We start from the raw sequence: 17,947 nt of genomic DNA on the forward strand, positions 1-17,947 counted from the left end.
GGAACCTCCCCGGCCCTTCAGTTCGGTCTCCGTACTCAGCGCGCGAGCGCGCTCCGCGGCCGCGGCTCGAACCCCGCCGCCCGGTAGGCCTCGTCGATCAGCGACATCGTCGCCAGCGCGTCGTCCGCGTCCAGCGCCAGCGGGGCGTCCCGGCGTATGTGCGCGGCGAACGCCTCCAGTTGGTAGGTGTACGACGAGCGTGTGCCCAGCCGCTCCGTCCGCTCGCCCTGCGCCGTACGCACCACGACCCGGTCGTCGCGGTGCGGCAGCACGAAGTTCGGCGCGAACGCCTCGCCCCGCGAGCCGACGATCCGGCAGCTCATCTCCAGCTCGCCGTACGCCATGTGGCAGCGCGCGGACGCCGTCGCCCCGCCGGGGAACTCCAACTCGGCGTCCAGCCACTCGTCGACGCCCGGAGCCCCGGCCCGCTCCCCGCCCCGCGCGGAGGTGAGGCGTGGTGCACCGCCGCCCCAGGGCGCGAGCATCCGAACCGCGTGCAGGCTGTAGCAGCCGAGGTCCATCACTGCGCCGCCCGCGAGAGGCAGGGACCAGCGCGGGTCCAGGTCGCCGGGCGCCGGGATCGCGACGAGCGTCTCCACCCGCTGCAACTCGCCCAGTTCACCGCTCTCCACGATCTCGTGCAGGCGCCGGGTGACCGGGTGGAAGAGGTAGTGGAACGCCTCCATGAAGACGCTCCCGGACTTCGTGGCCGCCTCCCGCACCTCGGACGCCTCCTCGGCGTTGCTCGCCGACGGCTTCTCCGTCAGGACGTGCTTGCCGGCCGCGAGCGCGGCGAGGTTCCAGGGCCCGTGCAGACCGTTGGCGAGCGGGTTGTAGACGACCTCGACCTCGGGGTCGGAGAGCAGGTCGGCGTAGGAGTCCACCACCCGCTCCACGTCGTGCTCGTCGGCGAACGCCGCGGCGCGGGCACGGTCGCGCGCGGCCACCGCCACGAGGCGGTGGCCGGTCGTCCGGGCCGGGCCGACGAGGGAGAGCTCGGTGATGCGTGCCGCGCCCAGTACCCCGATGCGCAGCGGTTCCCGGCCCGAATCGTTCATCCCCGCCGTACCTCCTCGATCGTCACCGGACGGTGCTCGTGCAGCGACAGAGTGCAGGCGTCGGCGATCCAGCCCGCCTCCAGGGCGTCCTCGATCGTGCACGGTGAGGTCCGGGTACCCGCGACGACCTCGGTGAACGCGGTGAGTTCGGCACGGTAGGCGGCGGTGAAGCGGTCCATGAAGAAGTCGTGCGGGGTGCCCGCCGGGAAGGTCACGCCGGGCTCGACCGAGCGCAGCGGCAGCTTGTCCTCCAGGCCGACCGCGATGGAGTCCGTGAAGCCGTGGATCTCCATGCGGACGTCGTAACCACGGGCGTTGTGGCGGGAGTTGGAGACGACCGCGATCGTGCCGTCGTCCAGAGTGAGGATCGCGCCGGTGGTGTCGGCGTCGCCCGCCTCCTTGATGTAGTCGGCGCCCCTGTTGCCGCCGACGGCGTACACCTCGGTCACCTCGCGGCCGGTCACCCAGCGGATGATGTCGAAGTCGTGCACCGAGCAGTCCCGGAAGATGCCACCGGAGGCGGCGATGTACGCGGCGGGCGGCGGCGCCGGGTCCAGGGTGGTCGAGCGGACCGTGTGCAGCTTCCCGAGCTCGCCGCTCCGCACGGCGGCGCGGGCGTTGACGAAGCCGGTGTCGAAGCGGCGGTTGTAGCCGATCTGGATCGGCACGTCCTTGCCCTGGACCGCCTTCAGTACCTCGACGCCCTCGGCCATGGTCCTGGCGACGGGCTTCTCGCAGAAGACGGGGATGCCGGCCTCGACGCCGGCCAGGATCAGCGCGGGGTGGGCGTCCGTCGCCGCCGCGACGACGATGCCGTCCACGCCGGCGGCCAGCAGGGCCTCGGGCGAGTCCACGACCTCGGCGCCGAACCGCTCCGCGGCGGCCTTGGCGGCGTCCGCGAACGGGTCGGTGACGACGAGGGAGTCGACCGCGTCGAGTCCGGAGAGGGTCTCGGCGTGGAAGGCGCCGATGCGGCCGAGGCCGAGGATTCCGATACGCATGAGCTCTGCTGCTTTCTTGGTGTGTGGTTGCTGTTCGTTGCCGGAGCTTCGCCCCGGGCCCCGGTCGCCTTTCGCGCTCGTCCTCAATCGCCGGACGGGCTCACCTGCTTCAGTCCAGGCCGCCCAGGACGTTCTGGTCCCAGTCGATCACCGATCCCGTCACCACCCCGGACCGGTCCGACAGCAGGAACACCGCGAAGTCCGCGATTTCGTCCGGTTGCCCGAGCTTCCCCATCGGCAGCCCGGCGGCAGCCGACTCGCGCCAGCCGTCGTCGGCACCGTGGAAGGCCTTCTGCGTGGCGTCCTCGCCCTCCGTGGCCGTCCAGCCGATGTTGAGGCCGTTGATGCGGACCCGGTCCCAGCGGTGGGCGTGCGCGGCGTTGCGGGTCAGCCCGAGCAGGCCGGCCTTGGCGGAGACGTACGGCGCGAGGAACGGCTGCCCGCCGTGTGCCGAGGACGTGATGATGTTGACGATCGTGCCGGGCGCCCTGCGGGCGACCATGTCCGAGACGGCGGCCTGCATGGCGAAGAACGGTGCCTTGAGGTTGATCGCGATGTGCTGGTCGAACAGCTCGGGCGTGGTGTCGAGCAGCGTGCCCCGGGAGGTCAGCCCCGCCGAGTTGACCAGGCAGTCGATCCGGCCGTACGCGTCGACGACCTCGGCGACGGAGGCCTTCGCCTGCCCGGTGTCCGACAGGTCGGCGCGCACGAACAGGGCCTTGCCCCCGGCGGCGGCCAACTCGGCCACCAGGGCCTCACCGGGTTCGGTGCGCCGCCCGGTGACGGCCACGACCGCTCCCTCGCGCACGGCGGCCCGCGCGATGGCGGCGCCGACGCCCTGGCTGCCGCCGTTGACGAGGACGACCTTGTCGTCGAGAAGTCCCATGTCTTTCCGGGTCCTTTCAGCTCTGGCGCCGCTCGGCGCCGGCCCGTAGCTCGTCCCGCAGAGCCTCGGGAGTCCATGCCTCGCGCAGCGCGCGCCGTACGACGTCCGCCTGGGAGGGCGGGGCCAGGCCGTCGACCGGCGGATCGCTGTCGAGGTTCGTGGGGAAGGGGTAGCCCTCGGCGCCGGCGGCGATCACGTTCGCCGTCCACGCCTCGTCCGCGCCCGTGCGGGCCAGCAGCACCGGATAGACGGCGTTCGCGACGGCCTCGCGGTCGACCGTCTCCATCGCCCGTCCGAACGCGGAGGACACCTGCAGGAGGTTCGCCATGCGGCGGATGCCCGCCGACCGGTTGGTGCCGGCCGCGTGGAACAACGCCGGGTTGAAGAAGGCCGCATCGCCCTTGGCGAGGGGGAGTTGGACGTGGTGCGCCTCGAAGTACTCCTGGAACTCGGGCAGTCGCCAGGCCAGGTAGCCCGGCTCGTACGTCTGCGAGTACGGCAGGTACATCGTCGGCCCGGACTGCACCGGCATGTCGCAGTGTGCGACGGCGCCCTGGAGGGTGAGCACGGGGGAGAGGACGTGGACATGGGCCGGGTAGGCGGCCGCGACCTGGCCCGAGAGGAAGCCCAGGTGGTAGTCACGGTGCACGGTCTGCGCCGCGCCGCCCGGGTTGACCACGTTCACCTGCGAGGTCACCTGGTAGCCGGGGCCGAGCCAGGCGCGGGAGACCAGCGCGAGGATGTCGTTGGCGTAGTAGTCGGCGAACGCCTCGGGGTCGTAGAGGGCCGCCTTCTCCAACGCGTTCCAGACCCGGTCGTTGGCGCCCGGCTTGGCGAAGTGGTCCCCGGCGCTCGCGCCCGAGGCGCGCTGCTCGGCGATCAGGGCGTCGAACACGGCACTGAGCCGGTCGACGATCTCGGGGTTCGGGAAGGCGCCCCGGACGACCACGATGCCCGGCCCGTCGGCGAGGGCGCGCACCAGCTCGGCCCGCACCGCCCTGCTGTCCTCGGCCCTGCGGAGACGGTCGCTGTCGTAGATCAGGACGTTGCGTTCCACGGAGGAGGCGTACGGGTAGTCGGCGAGGTCCGTGGTCCGCTCGACCACCTCACGGAAGTCGGCGAGGTCGCAGTCGTGCTCGGACAGCCAGGCCCGGCGGTGTACGGGGGTGAAGGACATCGGCGTCCTCTCGGTGACAGGGGCGACTCAGCGCTGCCATTCTTGTCATGACAATCCCGTCGAACAACCGGCAGACGACCATCAAAAACCCCTCAAGGAGCCGTCGCATGGGTCACCCGTTCCCGATCCGGGAGATCGCACGTCAGGCGGGCCTGAGCGAGGCCACGGTCGACCGGGTCCTGAACGGCCGGGGAGGGGTGCGGGAGAGCACCGCGCGCGAGGTCCGCCAGGCGATAGCGGACCTGGACCGGCAGCGCACACAGGTCCGGCTGGTGGGCCGTACCTTCATGATCGACATAGTGATGCAGACGCCGGAGCGGTTCTCCACGGCCGTACGGGCCGCCCTGGAGGCCGAGCTGCCGGCCCTGCATCCGGCCGTCGTGCGCTCGCGCTTCCACTTCCGCGAGACGGGCCCGGTGGAGGAGCTCACGAGGACACTGGACCGGATCGGCCGGCGCGGTTCGCAGGGCGTGATCCTGAAGGCCCCGGACGTCCCCGAGATCACCGCCGCCGTCGCACGGCTCGCGGAGTCCGGCATCCCCGTGGTGACCCTCGTGACGGACCTGCCGTCCACTCCGCGCCTCGCGTACGTCGGCATAGACAACCGGGCCGCCGGGGCGACCGCCGCGTACCTCATGGGCCAGTGGCTCGGCGACCGTCCCGGCCATGTCCTCACCAGCCTCAGCAGCGGCTTCTTCCGCAACGAGGAGGAGCGCGAGATGGGCTTCCGCAGCGCCATGCGCGCCCGGCACCCCGAGCGCACGCTGGTCGAACTCACCGAGGGGCAGGGCCTGGACGCCACCCAGTACGACCTGGTGAGGGCCGCCCTGGAACGCGACCCGGAGATCCGCGCGGTCTACTCGATCGGCGGCGGCAACATCGCCACGCTGCGGGCCTTCGAGGACCTCGGCCGACCGTGCGCGGTGTTCGTCGCGCACGACCTCGACCAGGACAACACCCGCCTGCTGCGCGAGCACCGTCTGTCCGCGGTCCTCCACCACGACCTGCGCCAGGACATGCGCGAGGCCTGCCACATCGTCATGCGGGCCCACGGCGCGCTGCCGCCCGCGGGACCCACCCTGCCGTCGGCGATCCAGGTGGTGACCCCGTACAACATGCCCGCACCCATCGGGTGACGATCGCGGCCGTGCCCCGGGCGTGTACGCCCGCTCGCCGCGCCCCGGCTCCCTACCGTCGTGCGCATGTGGAAATCGAACCCGGAAGGTGGGCCCGAACGGCTGGTGGCGCTCGCCGACGGCGTGTTCGCCATCGCCATCACCCTGCTCGTCCTGGACCTCAACGTGCCGCGGGAGCTGACCGAGCGGCAGTACCACGACGCGCTGCGCGATCTGCTCCCGGACTTCGGCGCCTACGCCCTCAGCGTGGTGGTGCTGGGCAGCTTCTGGCGCGACCACCGCAACATCTTCCGCACCGTCCGCGTGATCGACGGACAGCTCATCACCCTGTCCGTCTTCGGCCTGGGCATCGCGGCCCTGCTGCCGTTCCCCACCAGGCTGATCTCCGAGTACGGCCGCGACCCCGTCTCGGTCGCGATCTACGCCGCGTCGGTCGCGGCACTCGGCGCCGCCCACCTCGCCCTGGTCGCCGTACTGGCCCGGCGCCCGTGGCTGCGCGGCGACGTGACTCCCGTGGGCGGCTTCCGGCTGTACGCCCTCGATCTCGCCGTGACGGTGACGGTGTTCCTCCTCACCATCCCGCTGACGCTGGTGGCCGGGGCCGCCGCCGCGTGGTGGTGGCTCGTCCTGGTTCCGCTCAAGGTCTCCCTCGGCCGGCGCGCCCGCCTGCGCGCCGACCAGTGACCGTCCCGGCTACGCGTCCACGGTCACCCACGCGCGGCTCTCGGCCGACCGTGCCATCGCGTCCAGTACGGCGGCGCTGTGCACCGCGTCCCGAAGGGTGGCCCCGTGCGGGACGCCCTCGGCGACCGAGCGCAGGAAGCGGGACGCCTCGATGACCTTGAGGTCGTCGTAGCCCATGGCGTTCGCCGCGCCCGGCTGGAAGGCGCCGAACTCGCCGTCGCCCGGGCCGACGTACACCGTGCTGACCGGCTGGTCCTGGTAGGTCGTGCCGCGGCTGATGCCGAGTTCGTTCATCCGGCGGAAGTCCCAGAAGACGGCGCCTTTGGTGCCGTGCACCTCGAAGCCGTAGTTGTTCTGCTCGCCGACCGAGACCCGGCAGGCCTCCAGCACGCCGCGGGCGCCGGAGGCGAAGCGCAGCAGGCAGTTGACGTAGTCCTCGTTCTCGACGGGACCGAGCTCGCCCCCCGTGGCGCGGCTGTGGCCCGCCGTGGCGCCGGTGGGGCGGGCCCGCTCCGGGAGGAAGATCGCCGTGTCGGCGGTCAGGGAGGCGATGTCGCCGAGCAGGTGGCGGGCCAGGTCGGCGCCGTGCGAGGCCAGGTCGCCCAGTACCCCGCTGCCGCCGCGCTCCTTCTCGTACCGCCAGGTCAGGGCGCCGTCGGGGTGGGCGGCGTAGTCGCTGAAGAGGCGGACGCGCACGTGGGTGACGGTGCCGATCTCGCCGGCGGCGATGAGGTCGCGGGCTGCCTCAACGGCGGGTGCGTTGCGGTAGTTGAAGCCGACCGCGCCCTGGACGCCGGCCTTGGCGACGGCGTCGGCGACCGCCCGGGCGTCCGCGACCGTCAGGCCCACCGGCTTCTCGATCCAGATGTGCTTGCCGGCCTCGGCCATCGCGACGCCGATCTCGCGGTGCAGGAAGTTCGGCGCGGTGATGCTGACCGCCCGCACACGCGGGTCGGCGGCCACCTCGCGCCAGTCACGGGTGGTCGAGGCGAACCCGAACTGTGCGGCGGCCTCCTCGGCCCGGCCGGGCACCTCCTCGGCCACCGTCACGAGCTGCGGACGCGGGGCCAGCTGCGGGTAATGGTGCGGGACACGGGCGTACGCCTGGGTGTGCACCCGCCCCATCCAGCCGAATCCGACGACGGCGACACCGAGCGTATCCACCATGGCAGCCCTTCCCTGGACTCTGGAACTCTGTTTGGACCGGTCCATTTTCTTTCCAATTCACCTTGGGTGTGTCCCGGCACCGGTGTCAACCCTTTCCCGGCCCCTTTGACAAGGTGAGCACCGCATGGAACGGTCCATGTCCATGAGAGCGCCGACGATCCGTGATGTGGCCGACCGGGCCGGCGTCTCCAAGTCGCTGGTCTCGCTGGTGCTGCGCGGTTCGGACCAGGTGCGCCCGGAGAAGCGGGAGGCCGTCCTGCGGGCCGTACGCGAGCTCGGCTACCGCCCGAACGCCGCCGCGCGCAGCCTCAGCGAGCAGCGCACCCGCACGGTCGGTGTCCTCCTGAACGACCTGCGCAACCCCTGGTTCGTCGACATGCTCGACGGTCTGAACTCGCTCCTGCACGACAACGGCCTGCACATGCTCCTGGCCGACGCCCGGCTCAACCGCCGTACCGGGCAGGACCCGGCGGGCCCCTTCCTGGACCTCGGGGTCGACGGCCTGATCGTCGTCGGCACGCTGCCGGACCCGGCCGCGCTCGGGGCGGTCGCCGAGCGTCTCCCGGTGGTGGTGGCGGGCGCGCGTGAGCCGCGGCTGCCCGGCGTGGACGTCGTCGCCAACGACGACGAGCGGGGGGCCCGCCTGGTCACCGAGCACCTGATCGGCCTCGGGCACCGGCGCATCGCGCACATCGCGGGGTACGGCGCGGTCGGTGAACTGCGCCGGAGCAGCTTCGAGGTGACCATGCGCGAGCACGGCCTCGCGGCCGAGACGGTCGTCGAACCGAGCGACATGACCGAGGAGGGCGGCTACCGCGCGACGGTCCGCCTGCTGAGCCGGGTGGACCGGCCGACGGCCGTCTTCGCCGTCAACGACATCGCCGCCATCGGCGCGCTGTCCGCGGCCGACGAGTCGGGGCTGCGGGTGCCACGCGACCTGTCCGTCGTCGGCTACGACAACACGAGCATCGCCCGCCTGCGGCACGTCTGGCTCACCAGCGTCGACAACGCCAGCCACGAGGTCGGCCGGCGCGCGGCCCGCTGTCTGCTCGAACGGTTCGACGGCGGTGGGGGAGCGGGTGAAGTCCGCCTCGCGGCACCGACGTTGGAGATCCGGGGCTCGACGGCGCCCCCGCTCACTGGTTGATCGCGTACGCCTTGCGCAGCGTCTCGTGCACCGTCCACGTCGTCCGGTCGCCCTCGCGCAGGACGGCCATGTCGCCCGGCCCCACCGTCAGCGTCGGCCCGCCCTCGAACTCGATGGTGGCCGAGCCGCTGATGACGACGAACAGTTCGTCGGCCTCCGTGTCGGTGACCACGCCGGGCGTGATCTGCCAGATGCCCCGCACCTGACGCCCGTCCTCCGACTCCCAGACCACCTTCCCGGTCACCTCGGGCGTGCCGGAGACGATCTGCTCGGGGTCGAGGGGCTCGGGTTCGAGCTCGGCGTCGGGGATGTGCAGTACGAAGCTGTGCGTCATGCGGCGACCCTAGCCGGGGTGAGCGGGGCGGGGGCGTGGACAAGGTGTGGGGTGTCGGCGGCGCCGAGCGGACACTCCGTCGCCACCGCGTGCCCTCGGACCGTGCCCGGCACGGCCTTGCGCTCAATACGGCAGACAAAATTGTTGACAATCTTGTTTGGCTAGATTTACGTTCGACAGGCACTCACTCAGGGAGGGCACATGCCGAAGGAAGCCCGTCCGAGCACCGGAGAGCAGGCCAAGCAGCATGCGCTCGCGCAGCTGCGGCAGGCGATCCTGCACGGCGAGATGGCACCGGCGCAGCGGCTGGTGGAGAACGAACTCGCCGAGCAGTTCGGTGTGACACGGGCCAGCATCCGCGCGGCACTCATCGATCTGGAGGCGCAGGGACTGGTCGAGCGGATCCGCAACCGCGGTTCGCGGGTGCGGGTGGTGACCGTGGAGGAAGCGGTCGCCATCACCGAGTGCCGCATGGTCCTGGAGGGGCTGTGCGCGGCCAAGGCGGCCGTCGCGGCCGGCGACGAGCAGCTGACCCAGCTGGCGGACCTCGGCGCGGCGATGACCAAGGCCGTGGCCGACGGCGAGCCGATGACCTACTCGGAGCTGAACCAGGAACTGCACGCCAGAATCCGGGAGTTCTCCGGCCAGCGCACGGCCGTGGAACTGCTGGAGCGGCTCAACGCACAACTGGTGCGCCACCGCTTCCAGCTGGCACTCAGGCCGGGACGCCCGCAGCACTCCCTGAACGAGCACCTGGCCATGATCGAGGCGATCCGGGCCAGGGACCCGCAGGCGGCCGAGGAGGCCGTCCGCGCCCACCTCGGCAGCGTGATCGAGGCGTTGCGCGACTGAGTCGTGCACGTCGCCGCGTGACGGCGCGTCAGAGGGCGGGCGCACACCTGTCACCGAAGGAGAAGACCCGCAATGACGCACGCCGATGCGCCCTCCCCCTCGCTCGGACAACCTCGCGCGGGGGGACCCCCGTCCCCGCCCCGCTCGACCCTCGTCATCACAGCGCACGCCGGCGACTTCGTGTGGCGGGCGGGTGGAGCCATCGCCCTGGCCGCCGCCCGGGGCGAGAAGGTGACCATCGCCTGCCTGACCTTCGGCGAGCGCGGCGAGTCCGCCAAGGCCTGGCGCGAGGGCAGGAAGCTGGAGGAGATCAAGGCGATACGCCAGGGCGAGGCCGAGCGTGCCGCCGCCACCCTCGGCGCGGAAGTCCGCTTCTTCGACGCCGGCGACTATCCGCTGGTAGCCACCCCCGCGCTGACCGACCAACTCGTCGCCGTGCACCGCGAGACCCAGCCCGACGTGGTGCTCACCCACCCGACCGAGGACCCGTACAACGGCGATCACCCGGCCGCCAACCGCATGGCCCTCGAGGCCCGGATTCTCGCGCAGGCCATCGGCTACCCGGGCGCCGGCGACATCATCGGCGCCCCGCCGGTCTTCTACTTCGAGCCGCACCAACCCGAGATGAGCGGCTTCCGGCCCGAGGTCCTGCTCGACATCACCGAGGTGTGGGAGACCAAGCGCGCGGCCATGGAGTGCCTCGGTGCCCAGCAGCACCTGTGGGACTACTACACCGACCTCGCCGTCCGCCGCGGCGTCCAGCTCAAGCGCAACGCCGGACCCAACCTGGGGCTGGCCCACCGGACCATGGCCGAGGCGTACATGCGTCCCTTCCCGCAGATCGCGAAGGAGCTGGCATGAGCGGCGTGATCGTCACCAACCCGCCCAAGGCGGAGCTGAAGGACGTCGACGCGCTGGCCGGCTTCGGCGTGGCGACGGTGAGCGAGGCCATGGGCCGAACCGGCTTGCTGGGGACGTGGATCCGCCCCGTCCAGCAGGGCGTAAGGGTCGCGGGTACGGCCGTCACAGTGCTCAGCTGGCCCGGCGACAACCTCATGATCCACGCCGCCGTCGAGCAGTGCGGCGAGGGCGACATCCTGGTCGTCACCACCACCTCGCCCTGCACGGACGGTCCGTTCGGGGAGCTGTTCGCGACCGCCCTCCAGCAGCGCGGTGTGCGCGGTGTCGTGCTCAACACGGGCATCCGCGACACCCAAGAGCTGCGCGACATGGGCTTCGCCGCCTGGTCGCGGGCGGTGTCCTCGCAGGGCACGGTCAAGGCCACCGGCGGCTCCGTGAACGTGCCGATCGCCATCGACGGCCAGGTCGTGCGCCCCGGCGACGTGATCCTCGCCGACGACGACGGTGTCGTGGTCGTGCCCCGCGAGCGCGCCCGGGCGACAGTGGCCAAGGCCGAGGCCCGCGAGGCCAAGGAGGCCGCGACCCGCGCCGCCTTCCTCGACGGCCAACTCGGCCTGGACCGCTACGGGTTGCGGGAGACCCTCGTACGGCTCGGTGTGACGTACAAGTCCTACGACGAGTACGTCCGTGAGGAGGCGCAGCCGTGACCGGGCCGACGGGGATCCGCTGCATGCTGATGCGCGGCGGCACCTCCAAGGGCGCCTTCTTCCTGGCCGCGGACCTGCCCGCCGACCCCGGAGCACGCGACGCGCTGCTGCTGCGCGTCATGGGCAGCCCCGACGAGCGGCAGATCGACGGCCTGGGTGGCGCGCACCCGCTCACGAGCAAGGTCGCCGTGGTCTCGCCGTCATCGGACCCGCGGGCGGATGTCGACTACCTGTTTCTTCAAGTGGTCGTCGACAGACCGGAGGTGATCGCTCGTCAGAACTGCGGGAACATCCTCGCGGGCATCGGGCCGTTCGCCGTCGAGCGCGGTCTCGTCCCGGCGGGGGAGGAGCGGACCTCCGTACGCATCCGCATGGTCAACACCGGCGACTTCGCCACGGCGGCCTTCCCCACCCCGGGCGGTCGCGTCGACTGCACGGGGGACGCCGAGATCTCGGGCGTACCCGGCACGGCAGCGCCCGTGATGATCGAATTCCCGCCCCGTGCAGGGAAGCTGCTGCCCACCGGCAACGTCCGCGACGAGATCGACGGCATCCCGGTGACCTGCGTGGACAACGGCATGCCGACCGTCCTCGTGCAGGCCGCCGCGCTCCAGGTCACCGGCCACGAGACTCCCAAGGAGCTGGAGGAGGATCTGGCGCTCGCCGAGCGTCTGAGCGAACTCCGTTCGGCGGCGGGGAAGTTGATGGGCCTCGGTGACGTCTCGGACGCCACCGTCCCCAAGCTCACACTGCTCGCCCCGCCCCGTCACGGCGGCGTGATCACCACCCGCACCTTCATCCCGGTCCGCTGCCACACGTCGATCGGCGTGCTCGGGGCAGCCAGTGTCGCCGCCGGCCTGCGCGTCGAAGGGGGCGTTGGCGCGGATCTCGCGGAACTGCCTCCCGAGGGTGACCGGGTCCGCATCGAACACCCCTCGGGATTCCTGGACATCGAGAGCAGCCTCGGCACCGACGCCGCAGGCCTGCCCGCAGCCCGCCGTACGGCGGTCGTCCGCACCGCCCGCAAGATCTTCGACGGCACCGTCTTCCCCCGGTCCGCCGAGACGGCTCCACTCCCCGCACCCACCCCCGGAGGCTCCCGATGACCCCGCCGCTCGGCGACATCGCCCACATCGGCCACGCCCAGCTGTTCACCCCGGACCTGGACGCCAGCGTCGCCTTCTTCACCGACTACCTGGGGCTCACCGTCAACGGGCAGGACGGCGACACCGTCTACCTGAGGACCTTCGACGACTACGAGCACCACAGCCTGGTCCTCACCGCCCGCGAACAGCCGGGCCTCGGCCGGCTCGCCCTGCGCACCTCCAGCGAGGAGGCACTGCACCGCCGTATCAAGGCGATCGAGGCGGCGGGCGGCTCCGGCAAGTGGGTCGAGGACGAGCCCGGCATCGGCAGGCTGTACCTGACCACCGACCCCGACGGGCACGAACACGCCCTCTACTGGGAGAGCGAGTACTACCGGGCACCGGCGGAGCTGAAGCCCGCCCTGAAGAACCAGCCGCAGGCCAAGCCCAACCGGGGCGTGGGCGTACGGCGACTGGACCACGTCAACTTCCTCGCCGCCGACGTGCTCGCCAACGCCGAGTTCCAGGAACAGGTGCTGGGCGCCCGGCCCACCGAGCAGATCCGGCTCGACTCCGGGAAGATCGCGGCGCGTTGGCTGACCTTCACCGACAAGTCGTACGACGTCGTCCACACCTCCGACTGGACCGGCTCCGCCGGCCGGCTGCACCACATCGCCTTCGCGGCCGACACCCGTGAGGACATCCTGCGCGCCGCCGACCTCGCCATCGACACCGGCGTGTTCATCGAGACCGGCCCGCACAAGCACGCCATCCAGCAGACGTTCTTCCTGTACGTCTACGAGCCCGGCGGCAACCGCATCGAGCTGTGCAACCCGCTCACGCGCCTGGTGCTGGCCCCGGACTGGCCGCTGATCACCTGGACCGAGGCCGAACGGGCCAAGGGGCAGGCATGGGGCCTGAAGACGATCGAGTCCTTCCACACGCACGGGACTCCGCCGGTCGTCTGAGAAGGCGCGCCCTTCGGGTCTTTCGAATCGTTCGGGTCTTTCGGGTTCTTCCAGGCGCACCGGATTGTCGCTGAGATTGTTGACAAAAACGTTGACTCTTTGGTCTCCGGCTCCTTAGCGTCTGGCGCACAACGCACGAGAGGAAAACAAGGATGTCCTCCTCCCCCTCCCCGACCGCTCGCGTCGGCAGACTGGCCGTGCTCGCCGTCGGCCTGTGCTGGCTGGCCGTCCTCTTCGACGGCCTGGACATGTTCGTCTACGGCTCGGTGCTGCCCCACATGCTGGAGCAGAAGGCCCTCGGCCTCACCCCGGACCAGGCCGGTGACCTGGGCAGTTATGCCACCTTCGGCATGCTGGTCGGCGCCCTGACCGCGGGCACGGTCGCCGACCGGATCGGCCGCAAGAAGCTGATGGTCGCCTGCGTCGCGCTGTTCTCGCTGGCCTCCGGGCTGTGCGCGATGGCGGGCAGCGTCGGGGTGTTCGGCCTCGGCCGCACGCTCGCCGGAATCGGCCTCGGCGGTCTGCTGCCCACTGCGATCAGCATGGTCTCCGACTACGCCCCGCGTGGCCGCGCCGCTCTCACCGTCGGCATGCTGATGACCGCCCACCACGCGGGCGGCATCCTCTCCGCGTATGTCGCCCTGTGGGTCGTCGAACCCCTGGGCTGGCGGGCCGCGTTCTGGTTCTGCGTGCTCCCGCTGCTGTTCGTGCCGGTCCTGGCCAAGTCCCTGCCCGAGTCGCTGAGCTTCCTGGTCGCCAAGGGTCGCAGCGAGGAGGCCGGCGAGCTGGCCCGGCGCTACGAGGTCGCGCTGCCGGCCGCCCCCGCAGGCGAGCAGGGCACCGCCGGCCGCTGGAACGCCCTCGTCAGCCTGTTCCGCGGCGGTGAGTGGAGCCAGACCCTGCTGTACTGGGCGGCCTCCTTCGGCGGGCTTCTCCTCGTCTACGGCGTCGCCACCTGGCTGCCCACCCTGATGCGAGGTGAGGGCTACAACCTCGGCTCCGCACTGACCTTCGTGGTCCTGTTCAACCTCGGCGGCATCGTCGGCATGCTGGTCGCCGGCCGCGCCTCCGACCGGTTCGGCGCCCCGCGGATCTCGGCGATCTGGTTCGCGCTGACCGCCGCCGGTGTCTTCCTGCTCAGCGTCCACATGCCGCCGGCGCTCACCTTCGCGGTGGTGTTCCTGACCGGAGTGTTCCTGAACAGCGCGCAGACCATGATCTACGCGACCGTCTCGATCCGCTCCCGCCCCGAGAACCGCGCCACCGCCGTCGGCTGGACCTCCGGCATGGGCCGCTTCGGTGCGGTGTTCGGGCCCTGGCTGGGCGGCCAGTTGCTCGCCGCGAACAAGGGCGACTGGGGCTTCACCGCGTTTGCCCTGGCCGGCCTGTCGTCGATGGTCTTCATCGGGATCGCGGCACTGCGCGGCTCGAAACGGACCGTCGGGGGCGACAGCGAGCAGAAACTCGTAGGAGCACACTGACCGCCCGTCATATGTACTGACGAGCCATATGTACAGATGAGCCGAACTGGGTTATACGACGGTCTCGCGTATTGTTGCGTCATATGCCCGTAGTGATGGAGGGCGCCTTTCGGTGCGCCCGGGGCTGGTGAGTTGTTCCGTAAAGGGGGAGCAGGACGTGACGGCACTTCTCGCGCTGGCAGCCGTCGTCGCGTTCATGGCCAAGGCGGGCCTGCCGTGGTGGGTGGTCGTGGCCGTGGCCCTGCTGATGTCGGGATTCGGCGCAGGGAGGTCCGGGGGTCCATGGCGAGGCTCCCGGGCCACCCCGACGTCCGGCGGCCCGGCGGCTCAGCCCATCTGGCCTTCGGCCGACCGGAGTTCGGTCGTCGTGCCGGTGGTCCCGGTGCACGTGCGCGTCCCGTCCCCGGACGAGTACGGCGTGCCCGTGGCGAGCGCCGGGACCCGCGTGACCGGCGAGAGGCAGCCCGCGGTCGCCAACGGGAAGAGCGGGCTGGGTTCTTAGGCCCGTCGCCAAGGTCCGTCACCCAGGCCCGCCGCCGGACGGCCCCGTCAGGCATCCACGGCTTCCCGGAGCCGCCGGGCGATGATCGTGTAAACGTCCCGCGCCTTGTCGTCGTCGGTCCCGTCGTACCCGTGATCGGCGCCGCGCACCTCATGGTGGTCGACCAGCGCGCCGACGCCCCGGAGTCGCTCCGCGTAACGCTCGCCCTCGGCCCGGAGTAGGTCGTGTTCGGCGGTGATCACCAGGGCAGGGGCGATGCCTTTCAGGTCCGCGGTGTCCGAAGGGTGCGCGGGGGAGACGAGCGGATCGAGACGCCGCCGCACATCCGGGACGTACGACGTGTCGAAGACGTCGCCCATCCAGGGCCGCAGCATCGGCTTGGCGATGGCGGCGCGCTTGTTCCGGACGCCCGTCGCCAGGTCGAGCGGGGGATAGTGCAGCACCTGCAGCGCGATCGACGGCCCGCCCTCATCGAAGGCCTGCCGTGCCACGGCCGCCGCGAGCCCGCCGCCGGCGCTCTGCCCGCCCACGGTGAGCCGCTCGCCGTCCCACCCCTCCTCGGCGCCGTGTGCCGCGACCCAGCGAACGATCTCGTACGCCTGCCGGGTCGGCGCCGGGAACGGATGCTGCGGCGCGACGACATAGTCCACATTGATCACGACGGCCCCCGTCTCCGCGGCGAGGAACCTGCACAGTGGGTCGTCCAGTTCGGTCAGCGTCATGACGTATCCGCCGCCGTGGAAGTTGACGTGCACCGGCGGGGCTGGCTCGGCACGGGCGGGCAGATACACCGTGGCCCGGGCGGGAGCGATCGACGTGGGAATCGTCAACTCGCGTACGCGTCGCGGGAATTCGGGAAAGCGCGCGTGCGAGGCGGCGGCGGAACCCCGGCCGCCGGGACGCCGGTCCGCCATGACGGTCACCCGCTGCATGACCTTGGCGACAAGGCCGGCCACCGCGGGCCGGGTCAGGAGGGACATGTGGCATCCGTTCGGTCGCGGCGCGTGGGCCTGTCCGGCAGCGGACCGGCCCTCCTTGAGTTAGGCAATTATAGGCAACGACAATAATGGGTCAAGGGGTCGGGACCGGCTGGGGCGGGGCGCCCATGGGGTAGGGTTGACCTGCATGATCACGCGGTTCGTCGCGCGACAGGCATCGGGACGTGGCGCAGCTTGGTAGCGCACTTGACTGGGGGTCAAGGGGTCGCAGGTTCAAATCCTGTCGTCCCGACTGCTGCAGCACCATGTAGTCGCAGGTCAGGGCCTTGTTTCACTTCGGTGGGACGAGGCCCTTGACCGTTTCTGGAGTGTCGTCGCGCGAAGCTTCTCGACGAAGTGCCTGGGCAGTGGTCATGTACCGAGGCCGGTCAATTGCCCGCAGAATCGCAATCACCCCGCGCAGCAGGCCTTTGGCTTGGACGTTTGCCGGACTCCCTGGAATGCATGGACCCTGTCGTCCGACGGTGTTAAGGGTCTTCGTGGGCAGTGGCTCGGGGAGGCCCTTTTCGTATGGCGTCGGCCTCAGGTCGAGGGGAGCTCGGCCCAGCGGCTGGTTCCGCCCGTGTGGACGTGGACGCCGCAGCGGGACGCCAGTGCGTTGACGATGTCGAGGCCGCGGCCGTGTTCGTCCGGGTCGATCGTGGAGGTCGGGTCCTCCGCCGGTGCCGCGGGGCCCAGGTCGGTCACCTCGACGCGTACCGTTCCGCATCCCTCCAGCGGGCTCCGCGAGAGCCGCAGCGTCGCCGGCGGCACGGCGTGGACGATGGCGTTGGTGAGGAGCTCCGAGACCACCAGCAGGACGTCGGCGGCGCAGTCGGCCGTCAGATTCCAGTCGGACAGCACGGCACGGACACGTCGCCTCATGCCGGCGACCGCCCCCGGGGCGTGCGGCAGGGAGAAGACGTGCTCGACCTCCCCAGGAGGCGCGGCGGCGAGCTGCGCTGTAGTCATCTGTCCTCCTCGGGCGGTCTCCGCCGGCCCCAGGTCGGGGCGAAGGCGTCATGGAACGCTAAACAAGGAGAATCCACCGGTCAACGAACCTGGGTCGGCATTACCGAACGACAGTCCCAAAGCGGAAAAACTGGGACTACCATCGCCTCATGGCCGGCCCAGTCCAGTCCATCGAGCGGGCGGCGGCGATCCTGCGACTGCTCGCCGGCGGATCCCGCCGACTGGGGCTGGGGGAGGTGGCCTCGTCGCTGGGGCTGGCCAAGGGCACCGCCCACGGAATCCTGCGGACCCTGCAGCACGTGGACTTCGTCGAGCAGGACCCGGCGACCGGAAGATACCAGCTCGGGGCGGCCCTGCTGCACCTCGGCACCAGCTACCTCGACGTCAACGAACTGCGCTCGCGTTCCATCAACTGGGCCGACGCCCTGGCCGCCCGCAGCGGGGAGGCCGTACGACTGGGCACGCCCCTGGAGGGCAAGGTGCTCGTCATCCACCACGTCTTCCGGCCCGACGACACCCTCCAGACCCTGGATGTCGGCGCGCTGCTGCCCCTCCACGCCTCCTCGCTCGGCAAGGTTCTGCTGGCCTTCGGAGCGACCCCGGTGGAGCCGCTGCTGGAGGACGAACCGGAGGGATACACCCGGCACACCCTGGTTCACCCCTCGGAGCTGAACCGGGCGCTCGCGGAGATACGGGACCTCGGCTGGGGCGCCGAAGTACAGGAGATGAGCATGGGCGAAGCCGGGATTGCCGCGCCGATCCGGGGACAGGGCGGTCTCGTGGTGGGCGCGATAGGCGTGTCCGGGGCCGTGGAGCGGATCTGCGACTCCAAAGGCCGGCCGCTGCCGGCCCTGATCACCGTGCTGAGGGAGGCGGCACGCGCGATCTCCAGAGACCTGGGCGCGGCTCGCTGGTAGGCCCCCAGCACCTCCGCGACACATCGGAAGGGAGG

General features: G+C 71.2%; 19 protein-coding genes and 1 tRNA gene. 12 read left to right on the forward strand and 8 right to left on the reverse strand.

Features of this window, described 5'->3' with window-relative positions:
* Window positions 1–35 precede the first annotated feature (35 nt).
* The 4 genes from ACWGDB_RS04225 to ACWGDB_RS04240 form a co-directional block, all read right to left on the reverse strand.
* A complete protein-coding gene (locus ACWGDB_RS04225) occupies window positions 36–1,058 on the reverse strand; it encodes a Gfo/Idh/MocA family protein (RefSeq protein ID WP_453820999.1) in 1,023 nt (340 codons plus the stop codon).
* Window positions 1,055–2,059: a Gfo/Idh/MocA family protein gene (locus ACWGDB_RS04230; protein ID WP_453821000.1), complete on the reverse strand. Its 1,005-nt coding sequence runs from the start codon at window positions 2,057–2,059 to the stop codon at window positions 1,055–1,057. The genes ACWGDB_RS04225 and ACWGDB_RS04230 overlap by 4 nt, the downstream gene beginning before the upstream one ends.
* A gap of 109 nt (window positions 2,060–2,168) precedes the next feature.
* On the reverse strand, window positions 2,169–2,945 hold the full coding sequence (locus ACWGDB_RS04235; protein ID WP_453821001.1) for an SDR family oxidoreductase: 777 nt from the start codon (window positions 2,943–2,945) through the stop codon (window positions 2,169–2,171).
* 16 nt (window positions 2,946–2,961) lie between these two features.
* Window positions 2,962–4,122 carry a phytanoyl-CoA dioxygenase family protein gene (locus tag ACWGDB_RS04240; RefSeq protein ID WP_453821002.1) on the reverse strand — a complete coding sequence of 387 codons (1,161 nt, stop codon included), beginning with the start codon at window positions 4,120–4,122 and terminating at the stop codon, window positions 2,962–2,964.
* Window positions 4,123–4,229: 107 nt separating this feature from the next.
* Here ACWGDB_RS04240 and ACWGDB_RS04245 point away from each other — a divergent pair, with 107 nt between their 5' ends.
* Window positions 4,230–5,258 carry a LacI family DNA-binding transcriptional regulator gene (locus ACWGDB_RS04245; protein ID WP_453821003.1) on the forward strand — a complete coding sequence of 343 codons (1,029 nt, stop codon included), beginning with the start codon at window positions 4,230–4,232 and terminating at the stop codon, window positions 5,256–5,258.
* A gap of 66 nt (window positions 5,259–5,324) precedes the next feature.
* The gene (locus ACWGDB_RS04250) at window positions 5,325–5,942 is read left to right on the forward strand and encodes a TMEM175 family protein (protein ID WP_453821004.1); all 618 of its coding nucleotides are present in this window, start codon (window positions 5,325–5,327) and stop codon (window positions 5,940–5,942) included.
* A gap of 9 nt (window positions 5,943–5,951) precedes the next feature.
* Here the strand turns inward: ACWGDB_RS04250 and ACWGDB_RS04255 are convergent, their stop codons facing one another.
* Entirely contained in the window at window positions 5,952–7,109 is a 1,158-nt protein-coding gene (locus tag ACWGDB_RS04255; RefSeq protein WP_453821005.1) for a Gfo/Idh/MocA family protein, read from the reverse strand.
* A 142-nt stretch (window positions 7,110–7,251) separates the two neighbouring features.
* Between ACWGDB_RS04255 and ACWGDB_RS04260 the strand changes: the two genes are divergently transcribed.
* On the forward strand, window positions 7,252–8,256 hold the full coding sequence (locus ACWGDB_RS04260; RefSeq protein WP_453821081.1) for a LacI family DNA-binding transcriptional regulator: 1,005 nt from the start codon (window positions 7,252–7,254) through the stop codon (window positions 8,254–8,256).
* On the opposite strand, the gene ACWGDB_RS04265 is transcribed toward ACWGDB_RS04260, so the two are convergent.
* Window positions 8,246–8,590 carry a cupin domain-containing protein gene (locus ACWGDB_RS04265; protein WP_383600158.1) on the reverse strand — a complete coding sequence of 115 codons (345 nt, stop codon included), beginning with the start codon at window positions 8,588–8,590 and terminating at the stop codon, window positions 8,246–8,248. The genes ACWGDB_RS04260 and ACWGDB_RS04265 overlap by 11 nt on opposite strands.
* A gap of 201 nt (window positions 8,591–8,791) precedes the next feature.
* Here ACWGDB_RS04265 and ACWGDB_RS04270 point away from each other — a divergent pair, with 201 nt between their 5' ends.
* The 7 genes from ACWGDB_RS04270 to ACWGDB_RS04300 all read left to right on the forward strand — a co-directional run bounded on the left by ACWGDB_RS04270 (window position 8,792) and on the right by ACWGDB_RS04300 (window position 15,046).
* Window positions 8,792–9,442: a GntR family transcriptional regulator gene (locus ACWGDB_RS04270; protein WP_453821006.1), complete on the forward strand. Its 651-nt coding sequence runs from the start codon at window positions 8,792–8,794 to the stop codon at window positions 9,440–9,442.
* A 72-nt stretch (window positions 9,443–9,514) separates the two neighbouring features.
* Window positions 9,515–10,303 (forward strand): PIG-L deacetylase family protein, encoded by a 789-nt coding sequence (locus tag ACWGDB_RS04275; RefSeq protein ID WP_453821007.1) that lies wholly within the window; start codon window positions 9,515–9,517, stop codon window positions 10,301–10,303.
* Window positions 10,300–11,010 (forward strand): 4-carboxy-4-hydroxy-2-oxoadipate aldolase/oxaloacetate decarboxylase, encoded by a 711-nt coding sequence (locus ACWGDB_RS04280; RefSeq protein ID WP_453821008.1) that lies wholly within the window; start codon window positions 10,300–10,302, stop codon window positions 11,008–11,010. Before ACWGDB_RS04275 ends, ACWGDB_RS04280 begins: the two co-directional genes overlap by 4 nt.
* Window positions 11,007–12,116 (forward strand): 4-oxalomesaconate tautomerase, encoded by a 1,110-nt coding sequence (locus ACWGDB_RS04285; RefSeq protein WP_453821009.1) that lies wholly within the window; start codon window positions 11,007–11,009, stop codon window positions 12,114–12,116. Before ACWGDB_RS04280 ends, ACWGDB_RS04285 begins: the two co-directional genes overlap by 4 nt.
* Entirely contained in the window at window positions 12,113–13,063 is a 951-nt protein-coding gene (locus ACWGDB_RS04290) for a catechol 2,3-dioxygenase (protein WP_453821010.1), read from the forward strand. The genes ACWGDB_RS04285 and ACWGDB_RS04290 overlap by 4 nt, the downstream gene beginning before the upstream one ends.
* 152 nt (window positions 13,064–13,215) lie before the next feature.
* A complete protein-coding gene (locus ACWGDB_RS04295; RefSeq protein ID WP_453821011.1) occupies window positions 13,216–14,544 on the forward strand; it encodes an MFS transporter in 1,329 nt (442 codons plus the stop codon).
* A gap of 157 nt (window positions 14,545–14,701) precedes the next feature.
* The gene (locus ACWGDB_RS04300; RefSeq protein ID WP_453821012.1) at window positions 14,702–15,046 is read left to right on the forward strand and encodes a hypothetical protein; all 345 of its coding nucleotides are present in this window, start codon (window positions 14,702–14,704) and stop codon (window positions 15,044–15,046) included.
* Between the two features lie 47 nt (window positions 15,047–15,093).
* Here the strand turns inward: ACWGDB_RS04300 and ACWGDB_RS04305 are convergent, their stop codons facing one another.
* Entirely contained in the window at window positions 15,094–16,026 is a 933-nt protein-coding gene (locus tag ACWGDB_RS04305) for an alpha/beta hydrolase (protein ID WP_453821013.1), read from the reverse strand.
* Between the two features lie 176 nt (window positions 16,027–16,202).
* On the opposite strand from ACWGDB_RS04305, the gene ACWGDB_RS04310 reads away from it, so the two are divergent.
* Window positions 16,203–16,276 (forward strand) — tRNA-Pro (locus tag ACWGDB_RS04310).
* A 290-nt stretch (window positions 16,277–16,566) separates the two neighbouring features.
* Here the strand turns inward: ACWGDB_RS04310 and ACWGDB_RS04315 are convergent.
* Complete coding sequence (locus ACWGDB_RS04315) at window positions 16,567–16,995, reverse strand: ATP-binding protein (protein ID WP_453821014.1); 429 nt, start codon at window positions 16,993–16,995, stop codon at window positions 16,567–16,569.
* A 149-nt stretch (window positions 16,996–17,144) separates the two neighbouring features.
* Between ACWGDB_RS04315 and ACWGDB_RS04320 the strand changes: the two genes are divergently transcribed.
* Entirely contained in the window at window positions 17,145–17,912 is a 768-nt protein-coding gene (locus tag ACWGDB_RS04320) for an IclR family transcriptional regulator (protein ID WP_383600128.1), read from the forward strand.
* Window positions 17,913–17,947: the final 35 nt, after the last annotated feature.

The organism is Streptomyces sp. NPDC055013 (assembly GCF_053608645.1).

Excerpts from the sequence above, each read along its gene's own strand:
- ACWGDB_RS04225 (WP_453820999.1), bottom strand. The coding sequence starts at position 1,058 with ATGAACGATTCGGGCCGGGAACCGCTGCGCATCGGGGTACTGGGCGCG.
- ACWGDB_RS04230 (WP_453821000.1), bottom strand. The coding sequence starts at position 2,059 with ATGCGTATCGGAATCCTCGGCCTCGGCCGCATCGGCGCCTTCCACGCC.
- ACWGDB_RS04235 (WP_453821001.1), bottom strand. The coding sequence starts at position 2,945 with ATGGGACTTCTCGACGACAAGGTCGTCCTCGTCAACGGCGGCAGCCAG.
- ACWGDB_RS04240 (WP_453821002.1), bottom strand. The coding sequence starts at position 4,122 with ATGTCCTTCACCCCCGTACACCGCCGGGCCTGGCTGTCCGAGCACGAC.
- ACWGDB_RS04245 (WP_453821003.1), top strand. The coding sequence starts at position 4,230 with ATGGGTCACCCGTTCCCGATCCGGGAGATCGCACGTCAGGCGGGCCTG.
- ACWGDB_RS04250 (WP_453821004.1), top strand. The coding sequence starts at position 5,325 with ATGTGGAAATCGAACCCGGAAGGTGGGCCCGAACGGCTGGTGGCGCTC.
- ACWGDB_RS04255 (WP_453821005.1), bottom strand. The coding sequence starts at position 7,109 with ATGGTGGATACGCTCGGTGTCGCCGTCGTCGGATTCGGCTGGATGGGG.
- ACWGDB_RS04260 (WP_453821081.1), top strand. The coding sequence starts at position 7,252 with ATGAGAGCGCCGACGATCCGTGATGTGGCCGACCGGGCCGGCGTCTCC.
- ACWGDB_RS04265 (WP_383600158.1), bottom strand. The coding sequence starts at position 8,590 with ATGACGCACAGCTTCGTACTGCACATCCCCGACGCCGAGCTCGAACCC.
- ACWGDB_RS04270 (WP_453821006.1), top strand. The coding sequence starts at position 8,792 with ATGCCGAAGGAAGCCCGTCCGAGCACCGGAGAGCAGGCCAAGCAGCAT.
- ACWGDB_RS04275 (WP_453821007.1), top strand. The coding sequence starts at position 9,515 with ATGACGCACGCCGATGCGCCCTCCCCCTCGCTCGGACAACCTCGCGCG.
- ACWGDB_RS04280 (WP_453821008.1), top strand. The coding sequence starts at position 10,300 with ATGAGCGGCGTGATCGTCACCAACCCGCCCAAGGCGGAGCTGAAGGAC.
- ACWGDB_RS04290 (WP_453821010.1), top strand. The coding sequence starts at position 12,113 with ATGACCCCGCCGCTCGGCGACATCGCCCACATCGGCCACGCCCAGCTG.
- ACWGDB_RS04295 (WP_453821011.1), top strand. The coding sequence starts at position 13,216 with ATGTCCTCCTCCCCCTCCCCGACCGCTCGCGTCGGCAGACTGGCCGTG.
- ACWGDB_RS04305 (WP_453821013.1), bottom strand. The coding sequence starts at position 16,026 with ATGTCCCTCCTGACCCGGCCCGCGGTGGCCGGCCTTGTCGCCAAGGTC.
- ACWGDB_RS04315 (WP_453821014.1), bottom strand. The coding sequence starts at position 16,995 with ATGACTACAGCGCAGCTCGCCGCCGCGCCTCCTGGGGAGGTCGAGCAC.
- ACWGDB_RS04320 (WP_383600128.1), top strand. The coding sequence starts at position 17,145 with ATGGCCGGCCCAGTCCAGTCCATCGAGCGGGCGGCGGCGATCCTGCGA.